This window comes from Roseateles sp., assembly GCF_031397715.1.
GTDB lineage: Bacteria > Pseudomonadota > Gammaproteobacteria > Burkholderiales > Burkholderiaceae_C > Paucibacter_A.
In genome coordinates this window covers 1-8,371 of record NZ_JANNMI010000266.1, presented here as the reverse complement: position 1 = coordinate 8,371, position 8,371 = coordinate 1, and the positions used below count along the sequence as shown (strand labels likewise).

At 65.1% G+C, this 8,371-nt stretch carries 8 protein-coding genes; all 8 read left to right on the top strand.

The features are described 5' to 3' along the window. A partial coding sequence (locus RMO57_RS11670; RefSeq protein ID WP_310386799.1) for a family 1 glycosylhydrolase occupies positions 1-645 on the top strand: 645 nt, incomplete at its 5' end. Further along, a complete protein-coding gene (locus RMO57_RS11665) occupies positions 629-2,338 on the top strand; it encodes an MFS transporter (RefSeq protein ID WP_310386798.1) in 1,710 nt (569 codons plus the stop codon). The genes RMO57_RS11670 and RMO57_RS11665, both read left to right, overlap by 17 nt. Then, complete coding sequence (locus tag RMO57_RS11660) at positions 2,338-3,441, top strand: glycoside hydrolase family 5 protein (protein ID WP_310386796.1); 1,104 nt, start codon at positions 2,338-2,340, stop codon at positions 3,439-3,441. Before RMO57_RS11665 ends, RMO57_RS11660 begins: the two co-directional genes overlap by 1 nt. Positions 3,442-3,552: 111 nt before the next feature. After that, a complete protein-coding gene (locus RMO57_RS11655; RefSeq protein ID WP_310386794.1) occupies positions 3,553-4,185 on the top strand; it encodes a LysE/ArgO family amino acid transporter in 633 nt (210 codons plus the stop codon). Between the two features lie 12 nt (positions 4,186-4,197). Further along, a complete protein-coding gene (locus RMO57_RS11650; protein ID WP_310386792.1) occupies positions 4,198-5,136 on the top strand; it encodes a DMT family transporter in 939 nt (312 codons plus the stop codon). Positions 5,137-5,171: 35 nt separating this feature from the next. Then, positions 5,172-6,902, top strand: coding sequence for an ExeA family protein (locus RMO57_RS11645; RefSeq protein WP_310386791.1), 1,731 nt, complete (start codon positions 5,172-5,174; stop codon positions 6,900-6,902). Positions 6,903-6,913: 11 nt separating this feature from the next. Further along, the gene (locus RMO57_RS11640; protein WP_310386789.1) at positions 6,914-7,543 is read left to right on the top strand and encodes a general secretion pathway protein GspB; all 630 of its coding nucleotides are present in this window, start codon (positions 6,914-6,916) and stop codon (positions 7,541-7,543) included. A 7-nt stretch (positions 7,544-7,550) separates the two neighbouring features. Then, the coding region (locus RMO57_RS11635; protein WP_310386787.1) for an alpha/beta-hydrolase N-terminal domain-containing protein at positions 7,551-8,371 on the top strand (821 nt) is incomplete at its 3' end.

The window sequence follows — 8,371 nt, the reverse complement described above, 5'->3', positions numbered from 1 at the left end:
TATATGGACCCGATCTTTCGTGGCAGCTATCCGGCCGACGTGATCGAGCATCTGGGCGACGACGCGCCCCTGGTGGAGGCGCAAGACCTGAGCCTGATCCAGCAGCCGCTGGATTTTCTGGGCGTTAACTTCTACACCCGCAGCTTCATCAGCACGCAGACCCCGGCCGTGCCGGCGCCGGGCAAGCAGGGCTTCACCGATATGGGCTGGGAGATCTACCCCAAGGCCTTGACCCAGCATCTGGTGCGCATCACCCGTGAATATTCGCCGCCGCCGATCTTCATCACCGAGAACGGCATGGCCAATGCCGACACCGTGGTGGACGGGCGGATTGCCGATGTTGAACGGATCGCCTATTTACGCAGCCATTTGCTGGCGCTGGCGGCAGCGGTGAACCTGGGCGTCGATGTACGGGGTTACTTCTACTGGAGTTTGCTCGACAATTTTGAGTGGAACTCGGGCTACACCAAGCGTTTCGGGATTTTCCATGTGGACTATGCCAGTCAGCAGCGGCTGGCCAAAGACAGTGCGCATTGGTACCGAGCGCTGATTGAGAACTTCAAGCGGGAGCAGCGTGTCGGTGCGGCAGTCGCAAGCTCGCCTCAACCATTGGCTGAAAAACCATCCAATGACAAGCAAGCCTAACTGCCCAGCTACGTTCACCCCGCGCCATGTGTTCTGGGTCGCCTCGCTCTATTTGGCCATGGGCATTCCCTACAACGTGATCAACGGCACCTCGGTGCGGATGTTCAAGTCCTTGGGCTTTGCCGACAGCCAGATCACGGTGGCGGTCGGCAGCATTGGCATTGCCTGGTCGCTGAAGCCGCTCTGGGCGGCCTTTCTGGACATGTATCGCACCAAGCGATTCTTTGTGCTGACGATGGAGCTGCTGTGCGGCTGTCTGTTCGCCGCCATCGCGATGGCGGTCAGCGAGCCCGGCTTCTTCCAGATCGCGATTGCCTTGCTGTGGGTGGCGGCCTTCGCGTCCTCGACCCAGGACATCTGCGCCGACGGCATCTACCTGACCGCGCTGGATAAACCGGCGCAGGCGCGCTTCGCTGGCCTGCAGGGCGCGTTTTGGGTGCTCGGCAAGGTCTTGGCAACCGGCTTGCTGATCTCGGTACTGTTCAAGCTGCAGTCCAGTTATGGCTGGTCCGAGCAGACGATGTGGCGCCACGTGATGTTGAGCTGCGCCGCCGCGATGGGCCTGCTGGCGCTGTACCACTTGTTCGTTCTGCCAACCGGCAGCCGATCAAGCCGCCCCAGCGGCGCCGCTGAGGTATGGCGTGACTTCAGCGGTACGGCGACGGCCTTTTTTCATAAGCGCGCCTTCTGGGGCATGATCGCTTTCGTCTTCCTTTACCGCCTCGGCGAAGGCTTGATCTTGATGGAAGGCCAGCTGTTCTTGCAGAGCAGCACCGCGCAAGGCGGCTTGGGCCTGAGTGCGGGCCAAGTCAGCGATATCGACGCGGTCTACGGCACGCTTGCCAGCATCGCCGGCGGGCTGCTGGGCGGTGCGTTTGCCGCCAAATTGGGGCTGCGGCGTTCGCTCTGGATACTCGGCTTGAGCCTGAACATTCCACATGTCACTTTTTTGCTGATGGGCCATTACGCCGCCGCCGGCCAAGGGATGGACTACAGCGCCATCGTGGCCTTGGTCAGCATCGAGAAGTTCGGCTACGGCTTCGGCATGGTCGGCAATATGATTTATTTGATGCAGCAGCTGGCGCCGGGGCGTTGGGCGATGACGCATTACGCGTTTGCCACCGCGCTGATGAATCTGGTGCTGGTGCCGACGGCGATGATCTCCGGCCCGCTGGCCGAATGGCTGGGGTTCTCCAGCTTCTTTTTGCTGGTGATGTTGGCCTCGGTGCCTTCGGTCTTGGCGGCTTGGCGAGCACCGTTCCCGCAGCAGGAAGAAGACGCCAGGGCGGTCTTTGATGCGGGCGCCGGCGGCGTGCAGCTGACGGTGGACGACCCGACGCGCTTGAGTGCCGTGGAGCTAAAAGTTCAGGCCATCGCTGGGCGCGCTTCGATGTTCGCGATGCTGGGCATCTTGATGATTCTGATTGCCGACGCCGCAGTGCTGGGCTCGTTGCAAGGGCGCGCACCTGGCAGCGGGCTGACGCAGCTGCTGCTCTTGGTGGCCTTGCTCTTGCCCAAGGCCTTGTTGGCCCGCCGGACCTTTGCGCTCGCGGCCCAGGCCGCGCTGGTGGCTGGGCCGGCAGGCGAACGGCATTATTTGGGCAATGCGAAGGGCGCCAAGATCGCCACCTGGATCAGCGCAGCGGTGTCGCTCGCGGTGCTGGTGTTTTGCGCTCAGCGCTTGCTGGCCTGATGAAGTTCGCACAACGCTTCGCTCAGCTTGTGCTGGCCTGCTTTGCTGGTTTAGCCTTCGCCGATGGTGGCGCTTCACAACACGCGCAGGCCTGGCAAAACAGCCCGGGCTGGTGGCGCGGCACGGCGGACTTGCCGGGCTTTGCGTTGGACGAAGGCACGCGCCAGCTGCCCTTGGTGAAGGTGCTGGGCAATAGGTTTGTCAATGCGCAGGGCGCCGTCGTGGTGTTTCGCGGGGTGAATATGTCCGACCCGGACAAGCTCGCCGCGCAAGGCCAGTTCAGCCGCGCCTACTTTGAGGCCATCCAGTCCTGGGGCGCCAATGTGGTGCGCATTCCCGTCCACCCCTCGGCTTGGCAGCGGCGCGGCAAAAAGGACTATCTCGCGCTCTTGGATCAGGCCGTTCGTTGGATCAACGAGCTGGGCATGTATGTGATCGTGGACTGGCACTCGATCGGCAATCTCAAGTCCGAGCTGTTTCAAAACAGCAGCTACGCCACCAGCAAGGGCGAAACCTTTGATTTCTTCCGCACCGTGGCGGCCCGCTACAAGGGCGTTCATGCGGTCGCCATGTATGAAATCTTCAATGAGCCGACCGTCTTCGGCGGCCAGCTGGGGGTTGCCAGTTGGGCCGACTGGAAGGCGATCAACGAGGAGGCGATCACCATCATTCAGGCGCACAACCCCGAGGCGATTGCCTTGGTGGCCGGCTTTAACTGGGCCTATGACTTGAGCCCCGTTGCCACAGCGCCGATCGAGCGCAGCCAAGTCGCCTATGTCAGCCACCCTTATCCGATGAAGGTGGCGGCGCCCTTTGAAGAAAACTGGCAACGCGATTGGGGCTTTGTCGCGGACAAATACCCGGTGATCGCGACCGAAATCGGCTACCAGTTGGCGAGCGACAAGGGTGCCCATATTCCCGTCATCGACGATGGCAGCTACGGGCCGCGCATCACCAACTATCTGGGCGGCAAAGGGATCAGCTGGGTGGCCTGGGTGTTTGACCCGGACTGGGCGCCGCAGCTGATCAAGGACTGGCGCTACGAGCCGACGCTGCAGGGCCGGCACTTCCGAGCGGTGATGCAAAGAGAGAACCGGCCTTAGGTCGATGGCGCCACCCGCAGGGTTTGGGCAGAGCTGCTGGATTCAGCCGCGCCGATGCGGCATCGGCAGGTCTAAGTGCGAGCCCTCAGAACTTGAGCGATGCTGTGCGGTATGAACTTCGACGCCACACATTTCAGCAGTTACAGCCAAGGCCTGCTGCTCGGCACCTCCTTGATCATCGCCATCGGCGCGCAAAACGCCTTTGTATTGCGCCAAGGCCTGCGGCGCGAGCATGTCACGGCCATCGTGCTGGCCTGCGGCTTGGCCGATGCGCTGCTGATGGCGGCCGGCGTATTTGGTCTGGCCAGCTTGATCAATGCCCAGCCGATGCTGACGCGGCTGCTGACCTGGGCCGGCGCCTTGTTTTTGAGCGGCTACGGCCTGCGCGCACTCTGGCGGGCGCGCCGGCCCGGCGCCGATCTGCATGCAGCTCTTGGCCCCCGCCTGAGCTTGCGGCAGGCCTTACTGCAGCTGGCCGGCTTCACATTTCTGAATCCGCATGTCTATCTGGACACGGTGCTGCTGGTCGGCGCGGTGGGTGCCCAGCAGCAGGAGCAAACGCTGCGGCTGGCCTTCATGGTCGGCGCAGCCAGCGGCAGCTTCTTGTGGTTTGCGCTGCTGGGCTATGGCGCGCGCTGGCTGGCGCCCTGGTTTGCGCGGCCGCGCGCCTGGCAAATCCTCGACGGCTTGATCGGCCTGACCATGCTGGCCTTGGCCGCCATGCTGCTTATGAAATCCTTCTGAGACACTGCCCGGATGTGGATAGGAATTGCTTTTGCGCTCGCCGCCGGCCTGATGTGGGGGCTGGTCTTTGTCACGCCGCTGATGCTGGCCGACTACCCGCCCTTGATGCTGACCATAGGCCGCTATCTGGCCTTCGGCTTGATCGCGCTGCCACTGGGCCTGCTGGACCGGCGCCGGCTGGCCGAGCTGCGCGGCGTTGATTGGCTGCAGGCACTCAAGCTCAGCTTGATCGGCAATTTCGTCTACTACCTCTGCCTGTCGGCGGCGATACAGCTGGCCGGCGGGCCGCTGCCCACCGTCATCATCGGCACGCTGCCGGTGGTGATCGCCATCATCGCCAATCTGCGCAGCCATCAATCATTGCCCTGGCTCAAGCTGGCGCCGTCGCTGGCGCTGATCGCCGCCGGCATCGCCTGCGTCAATCAGTCGGAGCTGGACGCCATGCTCAACAGTGGTGACGGCGACCTAAATCGTTACTTGCTTGGCGCCTTGCTGGCGGTGGCGGCGGTGGGCTGCTGGACCTGGTACCCGATCCGCAATGCCGAGTGGCTGCTGGCCCACCCACAAGCCAGCCCGCGCGCCTGGGCCACCGCCCAGGGCCTGATGACGCTGCCGGTGGCGCTGGCCGGCGTGGCATTGCTGTACGGCGCGCAGGGGCTGAACTGGCCCTTGCTGCCGGCCGGCTTCGAGCTGCCGCTGGGGCCGCGGCCGCTGCCTTATCTCGGTCTGATGCTGGCGGTGGGCTTGTTTTCGTCCTGGCTGGGCACGCTGTGCTGGAACGAGGCCAGCCAGCGCCTGCCGACGGCCCTGGTCGGCCAGCTGATCGTGTTCGAATCGCTGGCAGCACTCGCCTATGCCTTCGCCTTGCGCGGCCAAATGCCGCCGCCGTTGACACTTTTGGGCGTGATGTTCTTGCTGGCCGGGGTGGTCTGGGCGCTACGGCAACGTTGAGCCGGCTGAATGTGCCGTTACCATCCGCTCCAACCATGTACGCCAACTTCTTCGGCCTGAAACAAGAGCCCTTCTCAATCGCCCCCGATCCGCGCTATCTCTTCATGAGCGAGCGGCATCGTGAAGCCTTGGCGCATCTGCTGTACGGCCTGCGCGGCGGCGGCGGGTTCGTGCTGTTGACCGGCGAGATCGGCGCCGGCAAGACCACGGTTTGCCGCGCCTTTCTGGGTCAGATCCCCAAACGCTGCAATGTGGCCTATATCTTCAACCCCAAGCTGACGGTGGCCGAACTATTGGGCACGGTCTGCGAGGAATACGGCATCCAGCGCCCGCAGCCGGAGGCGTCCAGCGCCGATTCGGTCAAACCCTTTGTCGACGCGATCAACGAGTTTTTGCTGCGCACCCATGCGGTGGGGCAGAACAATGTCTTGATCATCGACGAGGCGCAGAACCTGTCGGCCGAGGTGCTGGAGCAGCTGCGCTTGCTGACCAACTTGGAGACCAATGAGCGCAAGCTCTTGCAAATCATCTTGATCGGTCAGCCGGAGTTGCGCGAGCTGCTGGCCCGGCCTGAGTTGGAGCAGTTGTCGCAGCGGGTGATTGCGCGCTTTCATCTGCCGGCGCTGTCCGAGGCCGAGACCGGCCAGTATGTGCGCCACCGCCTGAGTGTGGCCGGCTATAGCGCCGCGCTGCCGTTCGAGCCCAAGGCGCTGCGGCGCATCTACCAGCTGTCGCGCGGCGTGCCCCGGCGCATCAATCTGCTGTGTGACCGCGCGCTGCTGGGCGCTTACTCGCAAGATCAGCGCAGTGTGGACCGCGCCACGGTCGACCGGGCCGCGGCCGAAGTGTTCGACCAAAAAGATCTGAGGACGGCCTGGAGCCCCGCCTGGTTGCCGCGCCGTGCCTGGACGTTTGGCGGCGCGGGCCTGCTGGCCGGCGCCGCCGTGCTGGCCTGGTCGGGCCGGGAGTTCTTCTCGTTGCCCTCGCCGCAAGCCGTCGAGCAGCGCAAGGCGGCGCTGACCCAGGTTAGGCCGACTGTGCCTGTGCCTGTGGCCGCCAAGCCCCTGCCGCCCGTTCAAGCCGATGCGACCACGACCTTGCCCGCCAGCCTGGGTTTGCGAGCTGAGGCGCAGGCCTGGCAGGAGTTGGCGCGCAGCTGGCGGCTTGAGGTGCCGGATACCGGAGTCGAGCCCTGCCAGGCGCTGGCGCAGCAGCAGATGCAGTGCTTCCGCAGCAGCCCCGGCAATGCCGCCGGCGTCAGCGAAGGGGGTTTGAGCCTGTTGCGCCTGCTGGACCGCCCGGCCATGCTGAGCTTGCGTGATGACGTGGGCAAGATTTTTTACGTCATCTTGATCAAGCTTGACGATCAATACGCCACCGTCGGCCTGGGCGAGCAGACCCAGCGCATCAGCCTGACCCAGCTGAGCACGCAATGGCGCGGTGAGTTCGCCACCCTCTGGCGCGCGCCGCCCGGCTATCCGCCCAAGGGCAATAACGGGCCGTTGCTGGCCTGGGTGGACGCGCAGCTGGCCAAGGTTTTCGGCGGCACGCCCGGTGCCGGCCCGTTTCGGCTGGATGCTGCGCTGCGCGGCCGGCTGGCGGCGTTTCAGCGCTCGCAAGGCCTGCGCAGCGATGGCCAGCTTGGCCCCATCACCTTGATGCATTTGAGCCGGGTGGCGGGCGTGGACGGCCTGGCCGGCACGCCCGAGCCGCGTCTGCAAGTTGGCAAGAGCGCACCCGCCGCGGCCGTTGGCGTCGCACCCTAAGAGCAAACACCATGTCCTATATTCTTGATGCGCTGCGAAAAGCCGATGCCGAGCGGGAACGCGGCACGGTGCCGACGCTGCAAAGCCACGCGGCCCATGCCGACCCGGGCGCGCAGGCGCGGCTGCGAGCGCAGGCCGGGCCGGCCTGGGGCCGCACGGCCCTGATCGCGGCGCTGGTGATCTTGTTGGTGGTGGTGGGTTTTCTTGTCGCGCCGTGGCTGCGGCCTGAGCCGGCGCCGCTGACGCCACTGACGCCACCGGCGGCGCCGGTGAATGAAGCGCTCGTGATGGCGCCTGCGCGGCAGGCCCCGCTAACGCCAAGCTTGCGGGCACCGCCGCCGGCCGCCGTTGAGGCGCTGCCGGACCCCAAGCCCAGCGCTGCTGCGCCGCCGGCAGCAAAAGCCGCCGAGGCCGCCATCCTCAAGCTTGCCGAGCTGCCCGAGGCGACCCGAAAGGCCTTGCCTGCCATCGCCACCAGCGGGGCGATGTATTCGGACACGCCGGCCAACCGCATGCTGATCATCAACGGCCAGTTGCTGCATGAGGGCGACAAGATTGCCCCGGAGCTGCTGCTGGAGCGGATCGAGCTGAAGAGCGCGGTGCTGGTCTTCAAGGGCCAACGTTTCCGCATTAACTACTGAGTCGGCGATGGCGCAGACCTCACTGGAACAGGAACAGGCCTTGCCGGCGCTGCTGCGCTCCTTCACCGTGATGGGCCTGCTGCTCGGCAGCTTGTTCTTTGCGGCCTCGCTGACGCCCAGCCTGGTGCCGCGCCACCCCGCCGTGCAGGGTTTGCTCAGCGGCCTGTGCTTTGCGGCCGGCTATGGGCTGGGGGCTTTGCTGCAATGGCTGTGGCGCCTGCTGCAGCTGCCTGAGATGAGGCCCGAGACCTTGATCTGGCGCCGCTTGCCGGCCCTGCTGCTGTGCCTGGGGGCGCTCAGTTATGCGCTGTGGCGCGCCAACGAATGGCAGAACCGCCTGCGCGCGCTGATGCAGCTGGCGCCGCAGGACAGCGTCGGGCCGTTCACGATCGCCGGTGTGGCGCTGCTGATGTTTGCCCTGCTGTTGCTGATTGGGCGCGTTTTTCACTGGGTCAAGCGGGGAATAGCCGCGCGCTTGCAGCGCCAGATGCCGGGGCCGGTGGCCGTGCTGAGTGCCTTGGGCTTGACCGCCTGGCTGTTCTTTTTGATCGGCAACGGCGTGCTGGTGCGCGCCGGCATGCACGCGTTTGATTCGTCCTACCAGCGCCTGGATGCCTTGATCGAGGACGACAGCAGCCCGCGCCCGACTGACCCGCTGAAGGTCGGCGCCCCCGGTTCCTTGCTGAAGTGGGAGGGCTTGGGCCGGGCCGGCCGCCGGGTGATCGCGGCCGGCCCGGACCGCGCCAAGATCGCCGCCATGACCGGCACGGCGCCGGACCAGGCCAAGGAGCCCTTGCGCGTCTATGTGGGCCTGAACTCGGCCGAAAG

Excerpts from the sequence above, each read along its gene's own strand:
- RMO57_RS11645 (WP_310386791.1), top strand. The coding sequence starts at position 5,172 with ATGTACGCCAACTTCTTCGGCCTGAAACAAGAGCCCTTCTCAATCGCC.
- RMO57_RS11655 (WP_310386794.1), top strand. The coding sequence starts at position 3,553 with ATGAACTTCGACGCCACACATTTCAGCAGTTACAGCCAAGGCCTGCTG.
- RMO57_RS11660 (WP_310386796.1), top strand. The coding sequence starts at position 2,338 with ATGAAGTTCGCACAACGCTTCGCTCAGCTTGTGCTGGCCTGCTTTGCT.
- RMO57_RS11665 (WP_310386798.1), top strand. The coding sequence starts at position 629 with ATGACAAGCAAGCCTAACTGCCCAGCTACGTTCACCCCGCGCCATGTG.
- RMO57_RS11640 (WP_310386789.1), top strand. The coding sequence starts at position 6,914 with ATGTCCTATATTCTTGATGCGCTGCGAAAAGCCGATGCCGAGCGGGAA.
- RMO57_RS11650 (WP_310386792.1), top strand. The coding sequence starts at position 4,198 with ATGTGGATAGGAATTGCTTTTGCGCTCGCCGCCGGCCTGATGTGGGGG.